Origin of the sequence: Flavobacterium crocinum (genome assembly GCF_003122385.1) — a bacterium.
In the GTDB taxonomy this organism is placed as follows: domain Bacteria; phylum Bacteroidota; class Bacteroidia; order Flavobacteriales; family Flavobacteriaceae; genus Flavobacterium; species Flavobacterium crocinum.
Window position 1 is genome coordinate 3,384,330 of record NZ_CP029255.1, and the last position, 25,361, is coordinate 3,409,690.

At 35.3% G+C, this 25,361-nt stretch carries 19 protein-coding genes; 12 read left to right on the forward strand and 7 right to left on the reverse strand.

Features of this window, described 5'->3' with window-relative positions; translation table 11 throughout:
• Positions 1 to 195: 195 nt before the first annotated feature.
• Together HYN56_RS15225 and HYN56_RS15230 are read left to right on the forward strand one after the other, a co-directional pair.
• On the forward strand, positions 196 to 537 hold the full coding sequence (locus HYN56_RS15225; RefSeq protein WP_109192956.1) for a hypothetical protein: 342 nt from the start codon (positions 196 to 198) through the stop codon (positions 535 to 537).
• Positions 538 to 891: 354 nt separating this feature from the next.
• Complete coding sequence (locus tag HYN56_RS15230) at positions 892 to 1,716, forward strand: hypothetical protein (RefSeq protein WP_109192957.1); 825 nt, start codon at positions 892 to 894, stop codon at positions 1,714 to 1,716.
• A gap of 325 nt (positions 1,717 to 2,041) precedes the next feature.
• Here the strand turns inward: HYN56_RS15230 and HYN56_RS15235 are convergent, their stop codons facing one another.
• Together HYN56_RS15235 and HYN56_RS15240 are read right to left on the reverse strand one after the other, a co-directional pair.
• Complete coding sequence (locus tag HYN56_RS15235; protein ID WP_109192958.1) at positions 2,042 to 2,302, reverse strand: SemiSWEET family sugar transporter; 261 nt, start codon at positions 2,300 to 2,302, stop codon at positions 2,042 to 2,044.
• Between the two features lie 350 nt (positions 2,303 to 2,652).
• Positions 2,653 to 3,501, reverse strand: a complete 849-nt coding sequence (locus tag HYN56_RS15240) for an SDR family oxidoreductase (protein ID WP_109192959.1) — start codon at positions 3,499 to 3,501, stop codon at positions 2,653 to 2,655.
• Between the two features lie 379 nt (positions 3,502 to 3,880).
• Here HYN56_RS15240 and HYN56_RS15245 point away from each other — a divergent pair, with 379 nt between their 5' ends.
• The 5 genes from HYN56_RS15245 to HYN56_RS15265 are packed head-to-tail and all read left to right on the forward strand — an operon-like array spanning position 3,881 to position 10,455.
• Positions 3,881 to 5,101, forward strand: a complete 1,221-nt coding sequence (locus HYN56_RS15245) for a hybrid sensor histidine kinase/response regulator (protein ID WP_109192960.1) — start codon at positions 3,881 to 3,883, stop codon at positions 5,099 to 5,101.
• 11 nt (positions 5,102 to 5,112) lie between these two features.
• Positions 5,113 to 8,679: a response regulator gene (locus HYN56_RS15250; protein WP_109192961.1), complete on the forward strand. Its 3,567-nt coding sequence runs from the start codon at positions 5,113 to 5,115 to the stop codon at positions 8,677 to 8,679.
• Between the two features lie 18 nt (positions 8,680 to 8,697).
• Positions 8,698 to 9,063 carry a response regulator gene (locus tag HYN56_RS15255; RefSeq protein ID WP_109192962.1) on the forward strand — a complete coding sequence of 122 codons (366 nt, stop codon included), beginning with the start codon at positions 8,698 to 8,700 and terminating at the stop codon, positions 9,061 to 9,063.
• A 7-nt stretch (positions 9,064 to 9,070) separates the two neighbouring features.
• Positions 9,071 to 9,880 carry a CheR family methyltransferase gene (locus tag HYN56_RS15260; RefSeq protein ID WP_109194820.1) on the forward strand — a complete coding sequence of 270 codons (810 nt, stop codon included), beginning with the start codon at positions 9,071 to 9,073 and terminating at the stop codon, positions 9,878 to 9,880.
• Entirely contained in the window at positions 9,862 to 10,455 is a 594-nt protein-coding gene (locus HYN56_RS15265; RefSeq protein ID WP_109192963.1) for a chemotaxis protein CheB, read from the forward strand. Before HYN56_RS15260 ends, HYN56_RS15265 begins: the two co-directional genes overlap by 19 nt.
• A gap of 187 nt (positions 10,456 to 10,642) precedes the next feature.
• On the opposite strand, the gene HYN56_RS15270 is transcribed toward HYN56_RS15265, so the two are convergent.
• Together HYN56_RS15270 and HYN56_RS15275 are read right to left on the reverse strand one after the other, a co-directional pair.
• Positions 10,643 to 11,401, reverse strand: a complete 759-nt coding sequence (locus HYN56_RS15270) for a porin family protein (RefSeq protein WP_109192964.1) — start codon at positions 11,399 to 11,401, stop codon at positions 10,643 to 10,645.
• Between the two features lie 11 nt (positions 11,402 to 11,412).
• A complete protein-coding gene (locus HYN56_RS15275) occupies positions 11,413 to 12,534 on the reverse strand; it encodes a hypothetical protein (protein WP_109192965.1) in 1,122 nt (373 codons plus the stop codon).
• A gap of 246 nt (positions 12,535 to 12,780) precedes the next feature.
• On the opposite strand from HYN56_RS15275, the gene HYN56_RS15280 reads away from it, so the two are divergent.
• The 4 genes from HYN56_RS15280 to HYN56_RS15295 all read left to right on the forward strand — a co-directional run bounded on the left by HYN56_RS15280 (position 12,781) and on the right by HYN56_RS15295 (position 19,174).
• A complete protein-coding gene (locus HYN56_RS15280) occupies positions 12,781 to 13,104 on the forward strand; it encodes a DUF6660 family protein (RefSeq protein ID WP_240622561.1) in 324 nt (107 codons plus the stop codon).
• A 108-nt stretch (positions 13,105 to 13,212) separates the two neighbouring features.
• The gene (locus HYN56_RS15285; protein ID WP_109192966.1) at positions 13,213 to 16,344 is read left to right on the forward strand and encodes an efflux RND transporter permease subunit; all 3,132 of its coding nucleotides are present in this window, start codon (positions 13,213 to 13,215) and stop codon (positions 16,342 to 16,344) included.
• A 308-nt stretch (positions 16,345 to 16,652) separates the two neighbouring features.
• A complete protein-coding gene (locus HYN56_RS15290) occupies positions 16,653 to 17,900 on the forward strand; it encodes a TolC family protein (protein WP_109192967.1) in 1,248 nt (415 codons plus the stop codon).
• 2 nt (positions 17,901 to 17,902) lie between these two features.
• Positions 17,903 to 19,174: an efflux RND transporter periplasmic adaptor subunit gene (locus HYN56_RS15295; protein WP_109192968.1), complete on the forward strand. Its 1,272-nt coding sequence runs from the start codon at positions 17,903 to 17,905 to the stop codon at positions 19,172 to 19,174.
• Between the two features lie 278 nt (positions 19,175 to 19,452).
• Here HYN56_RS15295 and HYN56_RS15300 read toward each other — a convergent pair whose 3' ends face one another.
• From HYN56_RS15300 to HYN56_RS15310, 3 genes are all read right to left on the reverse strand, one after another.
• On the reverse strand, positions 19,453 to 20,514 hold the full coding sequence (locus HYN56_RS15300) for a hypothetical protein (protein WP_109192969.1): 1,062 nt from the start codon (positions 20,512 to 20,514) through the stop codon (positions 19,453 to 19,455).
• Between the two features lie 64 nt (positions 20,515 to 20,578).
• The gene (locus HYN56_RS15305; protein WP_146194596.1) at positions 20,579 to 21,655 is read right to left on the reverse strand and encodes a hypothetical protein; all 1,077 of its coding nucleotides are present in this window, start codon (positions 21,653 to 21,655) and stop codon (positions 20,579 to 20,581) included.
• 50 nt (positions 21,656 to 21,705) lie between these two features.
• Positions 21,706 to 22,770, reverse strand: a complete 1,065-nt coding sequence (locus HYN56_RS15310) for a hypothetical protein (protein WP_109192971.1) — start codon at positions 22,768 to 22,770, stop codon at positions 21,706 to 21,708.
• A 581-nt stretch (positions 22,771 to 23,351) separates the two neighbouring features.
• On the opposite strand from HYN56_RS15310, the gene HYN56_RS15315 reads away from it, so the two are divergent.
• Positions 23,352 to 25,349 (forward strand): heavy metal translocating P-type ATPase, encoded by a 1,998-nt coding sequence (locus HYN56_RS15315; RefSeq protein WP_109192972.1) that lies wholly within the window; start codon positions 23,352 to 23,354, stop codon positions 25,347 to 25,349.
• The last annotated feature ends 12 nt before the right edge of the window (positions 25,350 to 25,361 follow it).

Sequence of the window (25,361 nt, forward strand, 5' to 3'; positions counted from 1 at the left end):
AAAGGGTATTTGTCGTCTTGTAATAATTCTAAAGTTCGCATAAAAAAATCTTACTCAGAGTAAGGCATGGTTAAAATTAATAAAAAATAAAATGAGTTTTTCTATGATTTTTGAATGAGCTACGATTAAAATCGTTAGAGTTAATTTTATCGCTTTTCAATACGGAAATTTGATAAACAGATTAAAATAAAAGTTATGAAACGAGAATATTCAAAACACGAAACCGACTATATAAAAGCATATCAGGACCAAGGATATACCGTTACTTATTTATTTGAAAACGATCAATTAATTGATGCAGAAACTAAAATTGAATACAAACCTGAAGATATTTTTATTGTAGCACATCAGCGCTATGAAGGAATGAGCGATCCGGACGATATGTCAATTTTATATGTAATCGAAACAAAAGATAACAGAAAAGGAACTCATTTATTAGGTTATGGCCCCACAGCGGATTTAGAAGAAGCTGAATTCTTTAAAGATATCCCAAAAGCCAATTATTCTAAAAATGCCGACATAAACGAACTTACATAAAGAGGTAAAAATAGATTGATATTTTTATTTTGCTGATGAGCAGTTGTTTCAAATTTATTTGAGGCAGCTGCTTTTTTTGAGTTATAGAGTGGCAAAGTTGCAAAGAGGCAAAGGTTTATTTAGTTGGCGTAATTTCTTTATGCATAAAGCACTTAGAAGTAAAATCTTTGTCACTTTGTCACTTTGAACCTTTGTACCTCGCAAAATAATAATTATGAAATATCTCTCCGAAATTGTATAAGGAATTGATTGACAAGATAAACGAAATTTGAAGTATACAAATTAAGATAAAAACCAAAGTTAGTTTTTGTACGTAAATAATTACTAATCAGTTGTTCAACCAAAAACCTTATAATGAAGAAACTTTACATAAATACTGGAGGATTTGATGCTGTTTTTAATAATTTTAAAGATAGTTTTGGCGGTAAATTAACAATTTCTGCCAATGAATATAAATTGACTTTTAAATCAAGATGGGCAAAAGGAAGTATTTCTGGTGTTCGTTTTGAGAAAGAAATGACTTATCTCAATTTTGATTTTACTTTTATCGAAGATGTTAATTTAAGTATTGAATCTAATCCGTTTTCACCAGTATTTTTTGTGTATTGTGAGAAAGGGAACATAAACCATAGTTTCGGCGCAAATGGCGATTTGAAAGGTTTAAAGAAAAAACAGTCAGGAATTATGAGTAATTCTTCATCCATCAATAGTGTATTGTATTTTGACAGTCACAAACACATTCAATTTTCTTTAATTGGTATGCCTACAACGGTATATAATCAAGAAACTGATTTTGTTTCTCAAGTCAAAAAAATATTTACAAATGAGTCGGGTAATTACATTTATATTGGAACTGAAAATCATAAAATTGAACAGAAATTTGAGGAATTAAAAGCAATTCCGAAAAGAGGAACAGTTCGTTATTTGATGATGAGAAATATTCTAAGACAAGTTCTACAATTGGAGATAGCGCAACACAGTTACAACTATTTAAGCACATTTAATCCGATTTTACATTTTGCTTCCAAACAAATAACAGAAATTAAAAAACTTTCTACTTTAAGTGTTTCGACTGTAATAATGCCTTTGCAGATGATTCGTAGAACATTACAGTCGCGAACACTCAAGCAAAAATATCAGTTAGAATTAAAATCGTACAACCAGAAATTAGCTAGCTAAAAAGCCTGACATATACTTCAAAAAAAACTGCTCATTTGAGCAGTTTTTTTTCTTTAAGATTCTAAGATTCTGAGGTACTGAGATTCTAAGTTTTTCTATTTGTTTTACGTATTTTTTGTCATCCTGAGGAACGAAGGATCACACAAGGAACTCCGCAAGGTATGGCAGACAATCTTTGTCGAATCTCGCATGTGATCCTTCGTTCCTCAGGAGGACAAGATTGTGTATGAGCTTTACTTTTTTAGAAGGTTTTGATAGTAAAATATTTATAAATCAATAGAAAATCTGCTAAATCTGCTAAATCTGCGTGAGATACTTTAGAACGCTATTCTTTTTCGTAATGAAGAATAAAATATACCATAATAAGATTCAAACAAAGTGAAATTCCATTAGTGATAATGATTGGCCAGTCACTTTTCAAAATGCCGTAAATAATCCATATCGCAATTCCAAAAGTAAGAATGCCAAACATTTTAAGAGAAATCTCTTTTACTTTTTTGGTTTTCCAAACTTTCAAAATCTGCGGAATCGTGGAGATGGTAATACAAGCTCCAGCAAAAAGTCCAATGATGTCTATATAGTTCATTTTTTTTTAGATTCTAAGGTTCTGAGATACTAAGATGCTAAGATGCTGAAATTCTATTACTCTGAGATTTTTTCATTCGTTGCCCGTATTTTTGTCATCCTGAGGAACGAAGGATCACACAAGAAACTCCACAAAGTATAGCGGACAATTTTTATCGATTCTCGCGTGTGATCCTTCGTTCCTCAGGATGACAAGATTGTGGAAAAACTGTACTTTTCATGAAGACTCAGATGATAAAAAAATCTGCTAAAATCTGCCAAATCTGCGTGAAACAAAACTTAGCGACTTAGCGAGGTTAAAAAACTCTGTGACCCTTGCGTAAATCTTTGTGCTCTTTGCGGTTAAAAAAACTACGCACCAACCAATTCACCACCATTAATATGAATAAACTGTCCTGTAATATAACTGCTGTCTTCACATGCCAGAAAAACATACGCAGGTGCAACTTCAGAAGGTTGTCCGGCTCTTTCCATCGGATTATCTTTTCCAAAATCAGATAATTTATCAAAAGTTGCCACGATAAGCGGTGTCCAGATTGGTCCGGGTGCAACACCGTTTACCCGTATTTTTCGTTTTGCCAGCATTCCAGAAAGCGATCTGGTAAAACTGACAATTGCACCTTTTGTACTGGCATAATCTGCCAAATGTTCACTTCCGCGAAAAGCAGTTACAGAAGTCGTATTGATAATCACATCACCTTCTTTTAAAAACGGAAGTGCGGCTTGTGTAATATAGAAATACGGATAAATATTGGTTTCAAAAGTCTTATGAAGATTGGCAGTGGTAATCTTTTCCAATTCTTTTTCGGGAAATTGCACTGCAGCGTTGTTCACTATAATATTGATGTTCTTAAAAGTAGAATGACATTTTTTAATCGCCGATTTGCAGAATTTTTCATCCTTTAAATCACCGCTTATCAAAAGGCATTGCTGGCCTTCTTTTTCTATCATTTCTTTAGTTTCGCGCGCATCTTTATCTTCTTTTAAATAAACAATGGCAATATTGGCACCTTCTCTGGCAAAATGAACAGCTACGCTTCGTCCAATGCCACTGTCACCGCCGGTTATAAAAGCGGTTTTTCCTAATAGTTTTCCGCTTCCAACATAATTTTCTCTAATGATCTCTGGTTCCGGTTTCATCATATGTTCGTTGCCAGGGAGATTTTGTTTTTGTTCGGGGAATGTTTTTGTCTTCGTCATAATCTTTCTCTTTTATACATCTTAAATTTAATTCAGAACTAAAAATGGGGTTGTCCTAAAAGATATTTTGTTTGCCTCAATAAAAATAAAATTATGTTTTTTGTATGAAAATACGGTTGTTTTGCAAAGATGTTAAAATAACACAAAATTTCTAATGCTTTATTATAGTACTCTATCACTAAAAAGACAATCAAAAGTGGGAATTTTGTAACTATTTTTGATTTAGATAAAAATGCCCCCGGTTATTTTTTTATACATTTGAGAATTTCCGCATAGTTTTTAAGAGTTACTTCTGTAATTTCATAAAAAAATAAGAAAATTTTTATAATAATTTAAATTCAACAGTTTTGATTCATAACAGATTTAGTTTTAAGAGGGCATGGTATTAATTGTAGATGATATACGGGCCAATATTATTGCCTTAAAGAAAACATTAGAACTGCATAATATCGATGTCGATAGTGCTGAATCTGGAGAAGAAGCTTTAAAGAAAATTCTAAAAACAGATTATTGCCTGATTATAATGGACGTTCAGATGCCGGGACTTGACGGATTTGAAGTCGTTAAAATCCTTTCTGGTAATCAGCGCACCAAAGATATTCCGGTGATATTTCTTTCGGCTCTTAATACCGAGAAGAAATATATCTTTAAAGGATATGAAACCGGGGCAGTAGAATACATTACAAAACCGGTCGATTCTGATTTGTTGATTTTAAAAGTCAAAACCTTCATTAAAATCTACGAGCAACAGAACGAGCTCAAAATAATGAAAGACCTGCTTTCTAAAGAAATCAAAATTAGAAAAGAAGCGCAGGACAATCTTGAAATTAAAATTGCGGAAAGAACTAAAGAACTGGTTCAGAAAAATGAAGAACTGGAACTTCGAAATCACGAATTACAGCAGTTTTCCTGGGTCGTCTCGCACGATTTGAATGAACCTATACGAAAGATTCAGATTTTCATCAAAATTATAAAAGATCTTTATTTAAAAACCGACGATAAAGCAATCGATTATGTCAACCGAACCATAAAATCGGCTGAGAGAATGCAGACCTTAATTACCGATCTTCTGGCTTATTCCAGACTTTCGGCTCAGGTAAAACCAGAAAGAACAGATTTAAATGAGGTTTTACAAGAAGTATTATCCGATTTTGATTATTTGATCGAGAACAAAAATGCGACTATCAAAACCAATGAACTTCCAACAGTAGACAGTATTCCGAGTCAGATGCGTCAGGTTTTTCAAAATCTGATTGGTAATGCATTGAAATTTTCCGGTAGCGAAGAAAAGCCGATAATCGAAATTACATCAGAAACAATTCTTGAAAAATCATTTGACAGTCCCACATCTCCTGAAGGTAATTTTTGCAGAATTACCGTAAAGGATAACGGAATTGGTTTTGACGAAATTTATCTCGACAGAATTTTTATTATCTTTCAGAGCTTAAACGATCGCCAGACTTACGAAGGAACCGGAATCGGACTTGCAATTGCAAAAAAAATAATTGAAAAACATAACGGATTAATAACAGCTAAAAGTGAAGTAGGACAAGGCGCAAGCTTTATTATTATACTTCCTTTAAAATACAAACTAAAATAATTTAGAAATATATGAATGGTAATTTTAAAAGAAATTTACTAATTAGTTCCCTGGTTTCACTATTTGTACTCACTATTAGTTCTGTTGCTTCTTTTATTAGTATTAAAAGTTTACTAAACAGCAATTTTTGGGTAAACCATACCCAGGATGTAATTTATAATCTAAATGAGGGTTCATCGATTATCACAGAAGCCCAAACCAGCATGCGAGGGTATCTGCTTACGGGCGATGAACAGTTTGTAGACCGTTTTAATGAATCTGAAACAAAATCGAATAATTATTTTGACAAATTAGATGAACTTACATCTGATAATGCTTCTCAGAGAAAAATGCTTGATGAGCTAAGGTCTAAACGATCCGGCTTCTTTAAATACCTTAATAATCAAATCGTAAAAAAGCGTTTAAGCAAAGAAACACTCATCTTTGATTTGAATGAAGGCCGAAACATGATGAATGAAATTCGGGCAATCATCAAAAAAGTCGAAAATACAGAGCAGAAACTTTTAGAAGAACGTAATGCCAATTCAGAACGTTACGGGACTTACAGTTTAATTCTGATTGTTATTGCTTTCTTTATTGCATTTATTATTTCGATTGTGTTTCTGATTAGAATTCTCAAAGATTACAATGAAAGATCAGCATTACAACGTGAGCTTGAAAGAAAAGATAAAGAAATTGCAGAAAGATTAGAAGTTATCGGTGGAATTGCCATCCAGATTTCAAAAGGCAATTATGATGTTCAGATTGATGACCGAAAAGCCGATACATTGGGAACTTTAGGAGAATCGATTCATGAAATGAGGGATTCTTTAAAAACCTCTTTTGAACTTTTATCTCAAAAAGAATGGCTCCAAACAGGTGTCGCCACTTTGAATGATAAAATGCTGGGCGAAAAAACGATTCAGAAACTGGCAAAAGATGTCATCGAATTTCTGTGTCAATACACTAACAGCAGTGCAGGGGTTTTATATGTAATAGATGGTGAAGAACTTATCGTTACCGGAGGATATAGTTATATACCGAGCAAAAACAGAGAAAGAATCAAAAAAGGAGAAGGGCTTATTGGGCAGGCTATTGTTTCCGGAAAAATGCTGGAATTAAAATCACTTTCTCCAGACGATATACAGATCAATTATGCTTTGGGTGAAATTAAACCAACTCATGTTGTGGCACTTCCGTTAACAGATTTTAAAGTAGAAGGTGCAGTAGAATTAGCCAGCATTTATGGTTTCTCTGTATTGCAACTGGAGTTTTTAAATATGGTTTCCAATAATATCGGAATTGCTTTAAAAGCAACTCAAAACCGAAAAAGAGTGATGGAACTGCTGGAAGAAACCAAATCACAGTCGGAAGAACTTCAGATTCAGCACAGCGAACTGGAAGCTATTAATGCCGAATTGGAAGCTCAAACCGAAAAATTACAAGCTTCTGAAGAAGAACTTCGCGTACAGCAGGAGGAATTGGAACAAACGAACGAAGAGCTTTCAGAAAGAAGTGTTTTATTAGAAGAAAAAAATACTGAAATTCAGAAAAAATCAGAAGCTCTTGAATTAACAACACGCTACAAATCAGAGTTTTTGGCGAATATGTCGCACGAATTAAGAACGCCGTTAAACTCTATTTTATTATTGAGCCGTTTGTTGTCTGAAAACAACAACAAAAACATGAACAATGAAGAAATTGAGTTTGCAAAAGTAATTCAGAGTTCTGGTAACAGTTTATTGGGATTGATTGATGAAATCCTTGATTTGTCTAAGATTGAAGCCGGTAAAATGGATTTGGAATTCCTGGATGTTTCAACTAAAGAAATTACAGACAACCTGCATAATTTATTTTATTTAGTAGCGAAAGAAAAAGGGATCAACTTTGAAATCATCGCTAAAGATGCGCCAATTGTCATTAAAACAGACAAAATGCGTTTGGAGCAGATCCTGAAAAACCTGATTTCAAACGCTATTAAATTTACAGAAAAAGGAACCGTTTCCCTTGAAATCAAAGTAGATACAGACGATGATAAAATTATTTGTTTTATTGTAAAAGATACAGGAATCGGAATTCCGGTTGAAAAACAGCCGTTAATTTTCGAAGCTTTCCAACAAGCCGATGGTTCAACAAAACGTAAATATGGCGGAACAGGTTTGGGATTGTCAATCAGTCGTGAATTAGCGAAATTGTTAAGAGGAGAAATTATCCTGCATAGTAAAGTAAACGAAGGAAGTACTTTTACCTTATGTCTTCCTGTTTTAGGATTTGCCATCAATAAAGTTTCAGTTAATAAAATTCCGCATGTCGAAGAAATTGAAGTTGAAACTGAAAACGAAGAAGCAAGGCCAAAATACATCAGCGAAGTAATTCCTGCAGAAATCGAAGACGACCGTGATTCGATTACAGAAGGCGATAAAGTGATTCTGATCGTAGAAGACGATATCAATTTCGCAAAATCATTACTGGCTTTTACACAGAAAAAAGGATATAAAGGAGTAGTAGCCGTAAGAGGAGATTATGCCCTGAATTTTGCCCTGATTTACAGACCAATCGGAATTTTGCTGGATATCGAACTTCCGGTTAAGAGTGGCTGGCAGGTTTTAGAAGAATTAAAAAATCATACGCATACCAAGCATATTTCGGTGCACATTATGTCTTCGCATAAACTGAAACAGGAAAGTTTGTTAAAAGGAGCCGTAGATTTCTTAGACAAACCAGTTGCTTTCGATAAAATTCCGGATGTTTTTAAACGTATTGAACATATTATCAATAAAGAATCTCAAAAGGTTTTAATCATTGAGGATAATCCACAGCATGCTAAAGCACTGGCGTATTTCCTGGAAACGTATAATATCAATTCAGAAATAAAAAGTGATGTTTCAGAAGGATTATCTGTTCTGACTGATAAAGATGTAGATTGTGTAATTCTCGATATGGGAATTCCGGACAAACAAGCTTACGAAATTCTGGATGGTGTAAAGAAAAGCCCGGGATTAGAGAATCTTCCGGTAATCGTATTTACAGGAAAAAGTTTGTCTATTAAAGAAGAATTGAAGATTAAGAAATATGCCGATTCTATTATTGTGAAAACAGCGCATTCGTACCAAAGAATGCTCGATGAGGTTTCGCTTTTCCTTCATTTGGTAGAAAACAAGAAAGAAGGAAACGGTAAAAAAGAGAGTACTAAAAAACTGAATTCTTTAAATAATATTTTGTTTGAGAAAAAAGTATTGATTGTGGATGATGACGTTCGTAATATTTATTCGCTTTCTAAAGCCTTAGAAGCGTTTAAAATGAATGTTATTACAGCATTTGACGGTAAAGAGGCCATTAAAATTCTGGACGAAAACCCAGATACAGATGTTGTATTGTTAGATATGATGATGCCAAATATGGATGGTTATGAAACAGCTGAAAAGATAAGGGCTAATCCTAAATTCCTTAACTTAGCGGTAATTGCCGTAACAGCCAAAGCAATGACCGGAGACAGGGAAAAATGTATTAAGGCGGGAGCTTCAGATTACATTACAAAACCGGTAGATGTCGATCAGTTGTTATCATTGCTTCGAGTTTGGTTATACGATAAAATCTAATCTTTAAAAATACTGTAAATGGAAAAGAAAAAGGTATTGATTGTAGATGATGATTCCAGAAATATCTTTGCATTAGTAAACACTTTGAAAGCAAGGTCTTTTGAGTGTTTATCTTGTTTAAGTGCAGAAGAAGCTTTAAAAATATTAAAAAATGACAGTTCGATTGATGCTGTTTTAATGGATATGATGATGCCGGAAATGGACGGTTATGAAGCCATTCCGCTTATAAAAGCCATTCCGTCACAAGAGAATACTTTTGTCGTTGCCGTAACGGCGCAGGCAATGACAGGAGATAGAGAAAAATGTTTAGAGGCTGGAGCAGATGCATACATCTCAAAACCCGTAGATGTTGATAAATTACTTCAAATCCTGGGAGAAATTTAAATGAATTATGATTGAAGATATTGAACTGGAAACGCTTATAAATGAAGTTTATGAATATTATGGTTTTGATTTTGGAAGCTATTCCAGGGCTTCACTTAAAAGACGCGTAAACCGGGTTTTTTATTTAGATGGATTTAAGCATTTTCATGAGTTTTTATCAAGAGTCAGAACAGACGAGGAGTATTGCAAAAGAATGATTGATGAGATTACGGTAAACGTGACAGAGATGTTCCGTGATCCGTCTTTTTATATGACACTCCGAAAAGAGATTCTGCCCTTATTGGGAACCAAACCGTTTATCAGAATTTGGCATGCGGGCTGTTCGACCGGCGAAGAAGTCTATTCGATGGCCATCATGCTTAAAGAATTAGGATTACTGCATAAATCAATATTATATGCAACAGACATTAATGCATCTGTTTTAGAAACGGCGAAAAGCGGTATTTTCCCGCTCAGGATGATAAAAGATTATGCCGACAATTACCGCGATTCCGGAGGGCAGGAAGATTTCTCCGATTATTACATCGCCAATTATGGTTTTGCTAAATTCAATGAAAGTCTTTCTGAAAAAATGGTTTTCTCACAGCATAACCTGGTTTCAGATACTTCTTTTAATGAGTTTGATCTTATTATGTGTCGTAATGTCCTGATTTATTTTGATAATAATTTGCAGAAAAGAGTTATAAATCTTTTTGATGATAGTTTGGCCATGCTTGGTTTTATAGCACTTGGAACAAAAGAAACAATTAAATATTCTATCTCTCCAACCAAATATAAACAGTTTGATAAAGAGAAAATATGGAGGAAAATAAAATAATAAAACATTGTAAAGTAGTTATCATTGGAGGTTCTGCAGGAAGTTTACAGGCATTATTAAATATTCTGCCTTTTGTAGAAAATCCTGTTTCCTTTGCCATTGTAATTGTGGTGCACAGAAAAAATTCAGACGAACAAACCCTGGAAGATTTAATTGCCTTAAGATCAAAAGTAAATGTAAAAGAAGTTGAAGATAAAGTGAAGTTGAAAACCGGATTCATCTATATTGCGCCTTCCAATTATCATTTATTATTTGAAAAAGACGAAACCCTTTCGTTGGATACTTCAGAAAAAATAAATTACAGCAGACCAAGCATCGATGTTTCTTTTGAATCGGCTGCCGAAATTTACGGCTCAGAATTAATTGGGATTTTATTGTCCGGATCTAATTCTGACGGAACCGTTGGAATAAAAGCCATTAAGCAAGCAGGAGGAACGACTGTGGTTCAAAATCCGCTTTCAGCAGAAATGTCTTTCATGCCGAATAATGCTATTTTGCACACCTCACCGGATTTTATTTTAAAGACAGAAGAAATTTTGGAGTTTATAAAAGAAATAAATCAGGAAACTGCTTAGAGAAGTTTATTTTTTAAACACATAGAAACATAGATTTCCTTTGTCTATAAAGGCGTTTCACTTGCATTAATACACATAGAGCTATGTGTTAGAAACTGGTTTCTTTCTTATTTTCTTTCGTAAAAACAAAAAAAACTATGTTTCTATGTGCTTATAAGTAGATCGAAAGTATATAGAACAAACTATTTTATTTTTCATCTTCAGGCAAAATAACCTTATTCATTTCTGCATCTTTTTCTGCTCTTCTTTGTGCGGCTTTTCCTTTTCCAATAGGAATTCCGGCAGTTAAGTACAAAGATCGGTTGTAGACATTTGGCCCATCTCCTTTCATCACAGGAACTAAACCATAATAATATTGAATAGTAATATTTAATCCGTTTCCGACATTCATATGATAACCTGTTCCCAGAGCAATTCCGGCATCAATGACACGGATTTCGTCTCTTATTTTTTTCTTATAAGTAACATCATTTTTATTGATTTCATTTGTAAACTCATCAAAAGCAGAGGCCAGAAGTCCTAATTGCGGTCCTGTTTTTACATAAATTCTGTTTTTAAATTGGTATTTAATTAAAATTGGAACATTAAAATACCGGATTTCCCTATTTACGGTTCCGCCTTCAAAAGTATTATCAAGATTTTCATCGTCTAAAGAATAAACCGGAATATGTCGCGCACCCATTGGCGATTTCACTATTACACCAGTATTAATCATCCATGCTGGATTTTTTTTGGAACGAATATCAAAATAAAAACCAAGATTGAATCCCGGATTCATTCCAGAGCTTTCCAAATTAGAAATATCCGAAAGATTGATGCCGCCTTCCAGACCAAATTCGAGAAAAGGAGAATTCAGTTTATCTCCAAAAATCAAGGATATCAAAACCTGAGATTTTGCCTGATTCATAAAGAATAAAGCGAGAAATATAAATAAACCTTTTTTCATAAAATCGGTTTTTATAGTCCAAAACGATATTGAAGACCTCCTAAAAACTGCGTACGACTTCCTAAGAAACCGGCTTCAAATCTAAACATGATATGTTTATTGTATTGATACTGTGTTCCCATGATAAAGTTCCACATATCTTTTGGCGCTTTTTGAAGTGAATATTGCACTGATGAAGATCCTGCAGTACTTAAAGCACCATCTAAATGAGCCAAAAAAGTGCTTGCTCGGTCTAAGGCACGATCTGCAGTTTCGTGTTTTGCTTTATTTACAGGATTTGCCTGTTGTGCAGGAGTCAAACCGTTCCACCAATTGTCAACTTTGGTTTGATTTTCATCTACTTTTGCGAGTCCGTCATCTACTTTTTGCTGTGCATTGCTGAGGTCAAAAATATCAGACAAAGGAATATTTCCGTTAGTATCACCTGAAATATGCACTCTGAATGCGCCAACCCAAACCGCAATGTTTTGTTCCGGTTTATGAAACTTAAAAGTTTTACCTAATCTTGGGCCAAAAACATACGAAAAAGCAGGTTTGTCCAGCGAACTAATATCGGTCCAGGCCATATTCATATCCAGTGCCAGCCAGCCACCGCCAATTCCGATGGTTGGTGTCATACCCAAACCAAAAGTGGTGGCATTAAAATTGGCTTTAGTACTAAAAGAAGCCACTTGCGACCAATTGTTATCGGCATCGGGAACCCAGATTCCCGCATTGATTTTGGTTGCAGTATTGGCTTTTCCAAAAATTCCGTAAATATTTAAAAAAGGAAGAAGCCAGATATCTGGTCGGATGGTTAAGGCACCCGCTTCTACAGAAGATTTATCAAAACGAACAATTTCATCCAGATTAAATTGAGGACCATTATTAAAACCAACATTAAGATCACTGATATTAATTTGCGAATCCTGCCAAAAATAATTTATGGATAATCCGGCAGAATAAGGGAGTTTATATCCTTTTTGAGCTACTTTTTCTCCCCAGATAGGCAGTGCATATGGATATTCTTCGATTTTGAGACTGTCTTTTAATTGCTGATTTTTTTCTCCTACGATTTTGTCAGTGTAAACCTGACCAAAAAATTGAACACTAAATAATAAGAAAAAGGCTGATATTAGTTTTTTACATTTCATTGATTAAAGTATTAAATAATTAATAAAACTGCGTAAAATAAATATGTCTGTGTATTCTTAAAATATAATCAGGCTGTTAATTTTTGTTCCTTAGGCGTAGATTTTTGAAGTGAAAAAGATGTTAATTAATGTTAAAGTTAACTAAATTTTCTTTTATTAAATAAAAAAATAGAAGAAATATGGTTGGTTATCAGTTGATTATGTTTTTTTTGAAAACGAAAACAATAAATTAGTATTTTTACACTCATGAAATGGATAGCAATTGTAATGTCAATTTATTTGATAGCACTTTCAAATATGCCCTGTGCAGATATGGAAGTGAATAGTGCTATGCATAAAACAGCACAATTTGCATCAGAAGACAATCATTCGCATGATAAAGAGAATGATTTATGTTCGCCATTTTGTGCCTGTAACTGTTGTGGTGCTCAGGTTTTAAGTTATCAGACTCCTGTAAATTTTGAATTTCCTGTGCCTTACAGTATAATTTCTATTTCTTTACCAAGTTACCAATCTGTTTTTATTTCCGATTTCTACGGAAGTATTTGGCAACCCCCTCAATTAGCATAATGATTGTGCCCATCCTGTAAAACGGAAAATGGGCAGGAGAGTTGTGGATATTCCACATGTTTACAGACAATTTAATTGTCTCATTTCTCATGTCATTATATATTTCAAATGCTAGATAAAATCATTCAGTTTAGTATACGAAACAAATTCGTCATACTATTATTTACCCTTGTTTTAATAGCTTGGGGAAGCTATTCGCTTAAAAAATTACCACTAGATGCCCTTCCCGATGTAACCAATAATCAGGTGCAGATTATTACGACCGCACCAACATTGGCAAGTCAGGAAGTCGAGCAGTTAATTACCTATCCGCTGGAACGAGCCGTAAAAACAGTGCCGGATATTATAGAACTCCGCAGTATTTCCCGTTTCGGATTATCGGTGGTAACCGTTGTTTTCGAAGATGATGTTGATATTTACTGGGCGCGTGAACAAATTTTCCAACGCTTAAAACAAGCCGAAGAAAACATTCCGGATTATGTAAATTCTCCGGAACTGGCACCAATTTCAACAGGTTTAGGTGAGATTTACCAATACGATGTTTACGCCAAAAAAGGCTATGAAAACAAATACAGCGCTGTAGAATTAAGAACTATCCAGGATTGGATTATTATTCCACAATTGCAGGGAATTCGCGGTGTTGCCGATGTAAGCGCCTGGGGTGGAAAATTGAAACAATATGAAATCGCTGTAAACCCCAATATGCTCAATAGTCTGGGGGTTACGATTACTGAAATTTTTGACGCTTTAGAAAAAAACAATCAAAATACAGGTGGTGCTTATATCGAAAAAGACCAATATACCTATTTTATCCGCGGTGTCGGAATGGCAAAAGGCGTAAAAGATCTTGAAAATGTCGTAGTAAAAAATCGGAACGGTTCTCCCGTTTTGGTTCGTAATGTGGCACAGGTTCGAGAGGGCGTGGCATTGCGTTACGGTGCTTCTACCAAAGACGGAAAAGGAGAAATTGTTTCCGGAATGGTTTTAATGTTGAAAGGAGAAAATTCCAGCGCTGTTGTAAAAAGAGTGCATGAAAAAATGGAACAAATAAACAAAAGCCTTCCGGAAGGCGTGGTTGCCGAAGCCTTTATCGACAGAGGAAAACTCGTTGACAATTCCATCAAAACCGTCGCAAAGAACCTTTTAGAAGGGGCTTTAATTGTAATTTTTGTACTAATCTTATTTCTGGGAAATCTTCGTGCCGGATTAATTGTCGCTTCTGTTATTCCGTTGGCGATGCTGTTTGCCGTTATTTTAATGAATGCTTTTGGTGTAAGCGGAAACCTAATGAGTCTCGGGGCAATAGATTTCGGAATCATAGTCGATGGTGCCGTGATTATCGTAGAAGCCACGATGCATCATCTGCAGAAAATCAAAAATAAAAAAGAGCTGACTCAGGAAGAAATGGATGCTGAGGTTTATAATTCGGCTTCCAAAATCAGGAACAGTGCGGCTTTTGGAGAAATCATCATTTTAATTGTGTATCTGCCAATTCTGGCTTTGATTGGAACGGAAGGAAAAATGTTTAAGCCAATGGCTATGACGGTTGGTTTTGCCATTATTGGCGCTTTTATTCTTTCGCTCACTTATATTCCAATGATGAGTGCTTTGTTTCTTTCTAAAAAAACAGAGCATAAAGAAAATTTTAGTGACCGAATGATTGCGTGGTTGGAAAACCGCTATACCCCTTTGCTGAATAAAGCTTTAGACTTTAAAAAAGTGGTACTTGCAACTGCAATTGGATTATTTGCTTTCGCATTCATTATTTTCCAAAATATGGGAGGCGAATTTATTCCGACTATTGAAGAAGGAGATTTGGCAATAAACGCCACTATTATGACGGGAAGTTCGCTTACGCAGATGGTCGAAACTACTACAAAATACGAGCAGATTCTAAAAGCTAAATTTCCTGAAATAAAAACGATTGTAACCAAAATCGGAAGCGGTGAAATTCCGACCGATCCTATGCCAATTGAAAGCGGGGATTTGATTATTGTTTTAAAAGACAAAAAAGAATGGAAAGGCAAATACCATAATTGGGAAGAATTGGCCAACGCCATGAAAGAAGAAATGGAAGTGATTCCGGGTGCTAATATTGAGATTTCGCAGCCCATTCAGATGCGTTTTAACGAATTAATGACAGGAAGCCGGTCTGATATTGCCATTAAGATTTTTGGCGACGATTTGGAAATACTGGACGCTAAAGCAACAGAACTAATTTCAAAAATTAAAGGAATAGAAGGAATTGGCGATTTAAAAGCAGATAAAGTAACAGGTTTACCACAAATTACGGTAAAATACGATTACGACAAAATCGCGCTTTACGGATTGAATATTTCTGATATCAATCAAATTATCCGTTCGTCTTTTGCTGGTGAAAGCGCAGGAAAAATCTATGATGAAAGCAAAAGATTTGATGTTGTGGTAAGAATGGATGAAAACAATCGCGCCGATATTACTGATGTAAGCAATTTGTTTATCCCGCTTCCAAACGGACAGCAAGTGCCTCTATCTCAGGTAGCTTCTGTTGAATATGAGCAGGGTCCTGTACAGGTAATCCGCGAAGACGGTAAACGAAGAATTACCGTTGGATTAAATGTCCGTGGAAGAGATATTAAAAGTGTGGTGGAAGAAATTCAGGCTAAACTGGATAAAAGTTTTAAACTTCCTGCGGGTTATTATGTCACTTATGGCGGACAGTTTGAGAATTTAATTGAAGCTTCCAAAAGACTTTCAGTTGCTTTGCCTATTGCTTTAGGACTCATTTTAGTACTGCTTTATTTTACTTTCAAAAGTGTCAAACAAGCTTTATTGATTTTTAGTGCGATTCCGTTATCGGCAATTGGGGGCGTTTTTGCGCTTTCGCTGAGAGGAATGCCGTTTAGTATTTCGGCTGGAATTGGTTTTATCGCTTTGTTCGGAATTGCAGTTCTCAACGGAATTGTATTGATTTCGTATTTCAACCAATTGAAAACGGAAGGAATTGCAGATCCGTTTCAACGAATTCTAATCGGAACTAAAACCAGATTGCGTCCCGTTTTAATGACAGCTGCTGTTGCTTCTTTAGGATTTATGCCTATGGCTTTATCCACAAGCGGAGGGGCAGAAGTACAAAAACCTCTGGCAACCGTAGTAATCGGCGGATTGGTCTCAGCAACTTTATTAACCTTAATCGTTTTACCGATTTTGTATTTAATGTTGGAGCGTGGGTTTAACCGCAAAGATTTAATTAGTAAATGAGAGTTAATGTGAAATAATTCTCCCGCAGATTTAGCAGATTAAACAGATTTTTTTTGATTCTTTTTAGATAAATCTGCCAGATCTGCGGAATCAGCGGGAGATAAAAAATAAAAGTAATTTTTCACGCAGATTTAGCAGATTAGGCAGATCTAAAAGTGAGAAAAAAAATCTCCAAAATCAGCAAAATCAGCGGGAGATAAAAAATAAAAGTAATTTTTCACGCAGATTTAGCAGATTAGGCATATCTAATAGTGAGAAAAAAAATCTCCAAAAGCAGCAAAATCTGCAAGAGAAAAATTTAAAAGAAAATGAAAAAAATATTATATAATTCAAGAAAATTAACCTTTGCGAACTTCGCGCTTCCTTTGCGAACTTTGCGGTTAATTGCATTTCTATTGGCAAGCACAGCAGCATTTGCCCAGCAATCTATTAGCTTGGAAAAAGCAATAGAACTTGCCAAATCAAACAATATCGACTTAAAAATAGCCGATAAAGAAATCGAGAAACAAACTGTTTTAAAGAAAGCCGCTTTCCAGCCCGATCCGCTTCAGGTACAGTATCAGGGCGGGCAGTTCAACAGTGTCGATTTTGATCATAATGTTTCGGTACAGCAGTTTTTTCCGTTGGGAAATATTACAAAAGCCAACAGACAGCTACAGGAAGAACTGGCAAAACTGGCCGAAAAACGAAAAGCTTTATCTTCTTATGAAATAGAAAAAGCGGTGACATTAGCGTATTACCAATATCTGTACGGCGTTTCGATTCAGAAGTTAAACTCAGAACTAAATGAGATTTATACCAAATTCTTAAAAAATGCCGAACTCCGATTTAAAACCGGAGAAAGTGGGAATATTGAAGTGATTTCTGCGAAAGCAAAAGTCAAAGAAATCGAAACTCAGAAAGCGCAGTTAGAATACGATTTGGCGATTTACCAGAAACAGCTTCAGTTTTTTATTCAGACCAATGAAAATATTGTTCCTGATCAAAATACGGCATTGCAATATGTTTTTGTCCAAAATCAGGAAAATTCAAAAGCAGAAAACTTGATGACAGAATTCTATCAGCAGCAAATTTCTGTTTATCAAAAAGAAGTTGGGACTTTTAAAGCTTTGCGTACACCAAAAGTGGGACTGGGATATTTTGCCCAAACCATTAATACAGAATCTTTGTTTCAGGGTTTTACGGCTGGATTACAGATTCCGTTGTTTGGAGGTGTAAATACGACGAAAGCCAAAGCGGCAGAAATTGGCGTTTCTCAGTCGCAATTGGCTTTAGATAAAAACAAAATGATCCTGAATCTGCAAAGAGAAGAATTGCAAAACAACTTCCGGAAACAGCAGAAAAATTTAGATTATTATCAAAATGAAGGTTTGCAATATGCGAATCAAATTATTGAAACGGCGCAGAAAAGTTATGCCAATGGCGATATGAGTTATTGGTCGTATATCAGTTTTTTAAATCAGGCAATTGACATTAAAAAACAATACGCCGAAGCCACACACAGCTACAATCAAAGTGCAATCGAACTCCAATTCCCAACCATCAAAAACAATTAATCATGAAAAATATATTTAAAAGTTTAGCCAAGGATTTAACCGCAAAGCACGCAAAGACAAAGTGCAAAGTTCGCAAGGGAATTAAACTTAGCGTCCTTTGCGTAATCTTTGCGCTCTTTGCGGTTAATTTAAGTTGCAATGAAAAGAAAGCAGAAGAAACCCCCGATGAAGAAAAGACGAGTACAGAAGTGGCCCTGAAAGAATCTCAATATAAAACGATAGGCATTGAAACAGGATTTGTAGAAGACCGAAATCTCAATAAAGTCATTAAAGCCAATGGTTACACCACAGTTCCGCCACAAAACTCAGCTGAGGTTTCGACTTTAATTGGCGGAACGGTAAAAGATATTTATGTTCTCGAAGGAACTTTTGTCAATAAAGGAAAAGTTTTGGCAACAATCCAAAATCTGGAAGTGATCGAAATGCAGGAAGAATATCAGTCGGCAACGGCCAATGTTGAATATTTGCAGTTGGAATACAATCGCCAAAAGACGCTGAGCGACGAAAATGTAAATCCAAGAAAGATATTTCAGGAGGTAAAAGCCAAGTTAGCAGCCGAAAGAGCACGTGCTCAGGCAGCAAAAAATAAACTCGATGCTTTGCATGTTCCGGCAAAAGGGAAAACATCTTTGGTTCCAATTGTAGCACCTATAAATGGTTATGTAGGGAAAATAAATATTGCCAAAGGCGCTTTTGCCAATACGGGAGTTTCTTTGTTTGAAGTGGTTGACAACAGTCAGATGCATTTGGATTTAAATGTCTATGAAAAAGATCTGGCATCTATTTCTATTGGTCAGGTAATTGATTTTGTATTGACGAATCAGTCCAATAAATCCATTAAAGGAAAGATTTTCGGAATCAATAAATCTTTTTCTAACGAAAGTAAAACGGTAGCCGTACACGCCAAAATTGACCCAGCCGATGCCAAAGGACTAATTCCAGGAATGTATGTTTCGGCCAATATTAATATTACCAATGCAACAGTTCCGGCACTTCCTAAAGATGCCGTTGTAAAAAATGCCGATAAATATTTTGTTTTTGTTCAGGAAGAAGGACACGCAGAAGAAAAACACGAACATAAGGAAGGCGAAAAAGAAGAAGCCCACGAAAAAGAAATTCATTTTAAAGCTGTTGAAATAATTCCGGGAACTACAGATTTAGGTTTTACAGAAATTAAGTTTGTGGATAAGATAGACCCGCAGGCGAAAATTGTTACTAAAGGCGCTTTTTATTTGTTGTCTGCTATGAAGGGCGGGGGAGAGCATTCGCATTAGAAAGTGGTTTACCACTAAGGCGCTAAGACGCTAAGTTTTTATTGAATAATTTCACAAAGGATTGTAGTTTTTGCTCATAGAACTTAGCAAATTATTGCCAGATTGTAACATAGCACTATGATGCAATATATTCACTTTATGTTTCCCGTGGTTAAAACCACGGATTATGTTTAGAGCCTTAGAGATCAGCTGATTTTAGAACGAACAGAAAGCTAAATTTTTAAACATAAAAAAAGCTGTAAATTTTTAGTTTACAGCTTTTTTTATGTTTAAAAATCTTAAGGAATATTTTTATACCAAATATAATCCTCTGGCCAGCCGCCTCCAAATTTACTCAATCCAGAGCCAGTTAAATTACGTCCGGTCATTTTTACAATAAAATAGTAGGTTTTATTAACCGTGCCACTATTTTGAATTATAAGATTATCATTCATTAGTCCATTCTTTGCATTTGGATAAAGTGCAGCTCCCATTAAATTACCGCTTGTTAAAATATCGGTAGTTGGTGCCATCGTAGTACTGCTATTGCTGAAAGTAGCATTTGTCCATAAAAACTCATCTGTATTTGCGAAGGCAGGAGTTCCGCTTCTACTTAATAACATATGTACTGTAATAAGCCATTTTCCTGGTGGTAATGTTATACTGCTTTTTGTATAATACCACGTGTTAAGTGATGTAATAGGTATATTGACTCCTGTAGAAGACAATGTCGCGACGTTCATTTTACTAGTAGGCATTTGCCAAGATCCAACTCCATTAGCATCTGAAGTAAGAATATAGTTTAAGTTTTCTGTGCCGTCCTGAAGCTGTAATGCTCCTGAAGTACTTTTGTTAAGAATTAATTTAGCGGTAGAGCCTCCTGTGGGTACATCAGTAGTCCCAACTAATAATTTGCCATCAGCAGTAACTCTGTTTTTTTCTGCACCATATAATATGGTAACAAAATCGTTATTATCTGTAGTACCAATAAAATTGGTTGCGGCATTTGTATTTGCATTGCCAGAAGTTAACCAAGCCTGATCAGGAGAATTTAATGAATACCAACGACTACCGTCATTATAATATATTCCCTCAGTAACCTTTGTATCACCACTTCCTAGAGTATTAGTGTTGTACACAAACATTCCAGCGGTATGTGCTGTTAATGGTGAAGGATTGTCAGTAGATAATAGGACTACTCTAGGTAGTAATAAACCTTTATTTGTATTTTCTGTTCCAGTTGTATTTAAATCTAATACGGCATCCTGGAGAGGGCTGTTTGTTGGCATACCTACCTGAGTCTTACCTTCCATAATAGACAGCAGTGTAAAAAGGATTGCCAATACGACATTTTTTTTCATACTTTAATTTTTAGTTCAGAACTATTTTTGTTTTCAAAAAAAATTTAGATAGTTTAAAAAGGGATTAGTTTATTTTTTGAATTATAATATAGCTATAACTACTACTAGAAATACCAGAAATATAGTTAGTTGTTGAAACATTATTATTAGTCATATTGCCAATACAGAAATAATAATCCTTATTCACGTTTGATGTGTTTTGAATTATTAAATCTCCCAGTAGATTATAATCATGAGACAGAGCGGTTGATATTCCTGAGACATAAGGGGAGCTAGAAAGAACATCTGCACTTGGAGCTATCGTAGTACTGCTGTCGCTAAATATTCCCCTTAACCAGTTCGTTTCATTAGTGCCCATCCAACTAAATGGGCTAACAAGAAAATTTACATTTAAAAGCCATTTACCAGGAGGAAGTGTTATCTTATTATTAGTATAAGCCCAGGATGAAGTCATGGTACTAGGGAATATTTTTGGATTTGGCTCCATTGTGGGTAAAACATTCGAAAGATAAAGTGACGGGGCAGTCCATTTACCTATACCATTTGCATCAGAGGTAAACACTTTACCTTCATTCATTAAACCTAGCCCTTCTGTAGCATCTTTTATCATCAAACCACCAGCTACAGTACCGTTATTAATAATCAATTTTGCATTAGAGCCACCTGAGGGTGTAACGGCTGTATTAATTAAAAGCTTGCCAGTTGTAGTTACACGTAATCTTTCTATATTGTTAGTTCTGGTCACAAAATCTGTATTATCAGTTGTTCCAATAAAATTTAAAGAATTTGTATTGGAATTACCTGTTAAACTCCAAGGTAAAAAGGCAGAACTTGAAATAAGAACCCAGTTACTACCATTGTTATAGTAAATACCTTCCACAACTTGTTTATCGCCTGAACCATTGGCGACAGTATTATATACCATCATTCCAGCAATATGAGCAGACAAAGGGGTTGCAGCATCTGTTGAACTAAGACTAACTCTGGGCAATGCCAAGCCTTGTATAGTACTCCCAGAAATATTATTTAGATCTAGTACAGCATTAGTATCAGGATTGTTGTTGGACATCCCTATTTGGGCAAATAAATTTGTTTGGCAAAAGACCAATATGATAAAAAATAATAGTAAATATGGTTTCATTATTTTTACTTTTAATGTTATAAATAATTCTTGAATTATTTTTGACGTATTTAATAAATTCGTTCTACAATAAGTTTGTTTTCGGGTCCCGCAGCAGGAAAATTGATAGTCATATTAACTCGGGAATTTGTACCATACCAAGCCCAATAATAATAAGTTTTATCACTGGCAGTTGTGTTTTCGAGTATAATATGCCCCTCTATCATTCCATATAAACTGTTAGGAGGAAACATATTCCTCATTTTTAGAATTTGTGAGGTATTGGTAGTACTCGTACTAGAAGTTGAGCTTTCAGAAAAATAAGAAACAATTGAGCCGCAGGAATCTGCAGCGGAATAAGTTCCATCTGTTTTTTTCATAATTAAGTTAAGTTTGCATAGCCATTTACCTGGTGGTAAGGTCAAACTGCAACCTGTATATACATAACCATTACCTCCAGGAACTGTATTTAGGGCAACACCGCCACCAGCAGGTACAAAATTAGGATACAATACTTCGGCAGAAGGTTTGTCCTGCCATGTAGCTAAACCATTACTATTAGAGGTTAATATCTTTCCCGTACCTTGAGTACCATCAATTAGTTGTATAGCGCCAGCAGTTCCATTTTTTACAGCCATTGCTGTCGCACTACCACCTGTTAAAGGATAACTTGTTCCTATTAAATAATTATTAAAAATACGGGTAGCTTCAACATTATTAGTTCGTGTGATAAGTGGATAAGACCAATTTAAGGAACCGATTTTGTTTGTACCAGCAACAGTACCACTATTACCAGTAGTTGACCAAAACGTATTTTCTGGGTTTTCTAAAATCCATTGGCTCCCATCATTGTAGTAAATACCAGGTATTACTTGATTTGTAGAGGATCCAGTGATTGTAGTTTTAGTAGTATTGTACACTTTCATTCCTTTAATATGTGTACTTAAAGGAGCAGGACTATTTGTAGCGGTTAAAGCTACTTTTGGCAATAACAACCCTTTTGTATTTGTCCCGTCTGAATTGTTTAAATCTAAGACCGCATCTTTGTTCGGGTTGTTAGTCGTCATCCCTACCTGAGAATATGTGACTGTTGCCGTGAACCATAAGAATAATGTCAGCATTACATGCGTTTTCATAAATTTTTAAATAAAGTTTGTTAGTAAATGTTTTATGTTTCCTAAAAAGGAAAATTTATTTGCAATTTGTTTTGATTTGGGGCAAAAAAGGCTTTCAGTTTGTTTTCTGAAGTGGTATTAGAAACAGTCTAAATAAAAGGCTTATAGTTTTTTAATTTGGTTTTGTCTTGTTTATGAGACAGATTAATTAAAACTCAATCTTATTCATGAAAATTTATTGCAAAATTAGGCGTGCAATTAGAGGGTTTTTACCCTAAAAAGTTTTATTTGTATTAACTTAAGTTTTTTTAATGTTTAAAGTATATTTTTAATATAGTGCAGCAGGAGCGAAGCCGGAACAGCAATTTGTTTTTTATTACATGTTATGCCGGAGTGGGGTAGCTGTGTGGAGTTACTTACGGCCTTCCTTACTTTGTCAGGATGAAAAATTGGAACGTTTAATTCTTTACTAAAAAAAAAACTTAGCGACTTAGCGTCTTTGTGGCATGAAACTTTACAACAAAAACTGTAAATTTAGGGCATAATTAAAACCAGGTTTCAGAGAAACATAAACCTGAAACCGGAAACCTGAAATTCTATAAATGATACATCAAGATAAAGAAGTAAAAAATATAAAAAGCAAACCCAAATCTTCCTGCTGCTGCTCTCACGATGAGCCTGTACATACTGAAAATGATGGGCACGACCACGGTCATGATCACGAACATAACACGGAAAGAAGCTGGTTTAAATTGTTTCTTCCTGCCATAATTTCCTTTGTTCTATTACTCATAGGAATCGTTTTTGATAATTATGTGCCACAGAGCTGGTTTACTGGATATGTCAGAGCGATCTGGTATGCAATTGCCTATCTTCCGGTTGGGCTTCCTGTTTTAAAAGAAGCTTACGAAAGTATTGTGAAAGGCGATGTTTTCTCTGAGTTCTTCCTAATGTGTATTGCTACAATTGGAGCTTTTGCGATTGGAGAATATCCGGAAGGTGTTGCAGTGATGCTGTTTTATACGATTGGAGAAACTTTTCAGGGAATGGCAGTTACCCGGGCAAAATCAAGTATTAAAAACTTGTTGGACCAGCGTCCGGATGAGGTACATATTTTAGAAAATAATACTGCCGTAAAAGTTAAGGCCAAAGAAGTTCAGATTGGTGCAGTTATTCAGCTGAAAGCGGGCGAAAAACTAGGTTTGGATGGTGAATTATTATCCGATTCGGCTTCGTTTAATACAGCAGCTTTAACAGGAGAAAGTAAACCCGATACGAAAAAGAAAGGCGAAACGGTTCTGGCGGGAATGATAAACGGAAATACCATTGCAGAAATAAAAGTAACTACGGCTTATAATGACAGTAAATTGTCTAAAATTCTGGAACTGGTTCAAAATGCCACAACCAAAAAAGCGCCTGCGGAATTGTTTATTCGAAAGTTTGCTAAAATCTATACGCCAATTGTAGTATATCTGGCGATTGCCATTTGCCTGGTTCCCATGCTTTTTGTAGATCATTATGTCTTTTCAGACTGGTTGTACAGAGCTTTGGTTTTTCTGGTAATTTCCTGTCCTTGTGCGTTGGTGATCAGTATTCCGTTAGGTTATTTTGGCGGAATTGGAGCTGCGAGTAAAAACGGAATTCTGTTTAAAGGCAGTAATTTTCTAGACAGTATTTCAACGATTCAGAATGTGGTGGTGGACAAAACGGGAACCATGACCGAAGGTGTTTTTAAAGTCCAGGAAGTTGTTGTAAAACCGGAGTTTGATAAAGAAGAAATACTGAAACTGGTGAATGCTTTAGAAAGCCGAAGCACACATCCTGTTGCTACTGCAATTCATAATCATGTAGGACAAATTGATCCTTCGGTAGAACTGAAAGACATTGAAGAAATTTCCGGACACGGATTAAAAGCTTCTTATAATGGAAAAGATTTGCATGTTGGGAATTTTAAACTTCTCGATAAATTTAATATTCCATATAATATTGATCCTTCGTCAATAGTTTACACCACGATTGCCATTGCGTATGATGGAAAATTTGCAGGTTATTTAACCATTGCAGACGAAATTAAAGAAGATGCAAAAGAAACCGTTTCTAAACTGAAATCGTTGGGAGTAAAATTAACGATGTTGAGCGGAGATAAAACCAATGTGGTTCAGTTTGTAGCTGATAAACTAGGAATAACAAAAGCTTTTGGAGATTTGCTTCCGGAAGATAAAGTCAAGAAAGTAAACGAAATTAAAGCAAAAAACGAAACGATTGCTTTTGTGGGTGATGGCGTAAACGATGCACCGGTAATTGCTTTAAGTACCGTTGGGATTGCCATGGGAGGTTTAGGAAGCGACGCCGCAATCGAAACCGCCGATGTCGTAATTCAGGACGATAAACCAAGTAAAATTGCCATGGCGATTAACATTGGAAAACAAACCAAAAAGATTGTCTGGCAGAATATTATTCTGGCTTTTGTCGTAAAAGCTTTTGTATTAATTCTAGGTGCCGGCGGACTTGCCACAATGTGGGAAGCTGTTTTTGCAGACGTTGGTGTGGCGTTGTTGGCGATTTTGAATGCGGTTAGAATTCAGAAGATGAGGTTTTAAAATATAGATGCC

Excerpts from the sequence above, each read along its gene's own strand:
- HYN56_RS15225 (WP_109192956.1), top strand. The coding sequence starts at position 196 with ATGAAACGAGAATATTCAAAACACGAAACCGACTATATAAAAGCATAT.
- HYN56_RS15230 (WP_109192957.1), top strand. The coding sequence starts at position 892 with ATGAAGAAACTTTACATAAATACTGGAGGATTTGATGCTGTTTTTAAT.
- HYN56_RS15235 (WP_109192958.1), bottom strand. The coding sequence starts at position 2,302 with ATGAACTATATAGACATCATTGGACTTTTTGCTGGAGCTTGTATTACC.
- HYN56_RS15240 (WP_109192959.1), bottom strand. The coding sequence starts at position 3,501 with ATGACGAAGACAAAAACATTCCCCGAACAAAAACAAAATCTCCCTGGC.
- HYN56_RS15245 (WP_109192960.1), top strand. The coding sequence starts at position 3,881 with ATGGTATTAATTGTAGATGATATACGGGCCAATATTATTGCCTTAAAG.
- HYN56_RS15250 (WP_109192961.1), top strand. The coding sequence starts at position 5,113 with ATGAATGGTAATTTTAAAAGAAATTTACTAATTAGTTCCCTGGTTTCA.
- HYN56_RS15255 (WP_109192962.1), top strand. The coding sequence starts at position 8,698 with ATGGAAAAGAAAAAGGTATTGATTGTAGATGATGATTCCAGAAATATC.
- HYN56_RS15260 (WP_109194820.1), top strand. The coding sequence starts at position 9,071 with ATGATTGAAGATATTGAACTGGAAACGCTTATAAATGAAGTTTATGAA.
- HYN56_RS15265 (WP_109192963.1), top strand. The coding sequence starts at position 9,862 with ATGGAGGAAAATAAAATAATAAAACATTGTAAAGTAGTTATCATTGGA.
- HYN56_RS15270 (WP_109192964.1), bottom strand. The coding sequence starts at position 11,401 with ATGAAAAAAGGTTTATTTATATTTCTCGCTTTATTCTTTATGAATCAG.
- HYN56_RS15275 (WP_109192965.1), bottom strand. The coding sequence starts at position 12,534 with ATGAAATGTAAAAAACTAATATCAGCCTTTTTCTTATTATTTAGTGTT.
- HYN56_RS15280 (WP_240622561.1), top strand. The coding sequence starts at position 12,781 with ATGAAATGGATAGCAATTGTAATGTCAATTTATTTGATAGCACTTTCA.
- HYN56_RS15285 (WP_109192966.1), top strand. The coding sequence starts at position 13,213 with ATGCTAGATAAAATCATTCAGTTTAGTATACGAAACAAATTCGTCATA.
- HYN56_RS15290 (WP_109192967.1), top strand. The coding sequence starts at position 16,653 with ATGAAAAAAATATTATATAATTCAAGAAAATTAACCTTTGCGAACTTC.
- HYN56_RS15295 (WP_109192968.1), top strand. The coding sequence starts at position 17,903 with ATGAAAAATATATTTAAAAGTTTAGCCAAGGATTTAACCGCAAAGCAC.
- HYN56_RS15300 (WP_109192969.1), bottom strand. The coding sequence starts at position 20,514 with ATGAAAAAAAATGTCGTATTGGCAATCCTTTTTACACTGCTGTCTATT.
- HYN56_RS15305 (WP_146194596.1), bottom strand. The coding sequence starts at position 21,655 with ATGAAACCATATTTACTATTATTTTTTATCATATTGGTCTTTTGCCAA.
- HYN56_RS15310 (WP_109192971.1), bottom strand. The coding sequence starts at position 22,770 with ATGAAAACGCATGTAATGCTGACATTATTCTTATGGTTCACGGCAACA.
- HYN56_RS15315 (WP_109192972.1), top strand. The coding sequence starts at position 23,352 with ATGATACATCAAGATAAAGAAGTAAAAAATATAAAAAGCAAACCCAAA.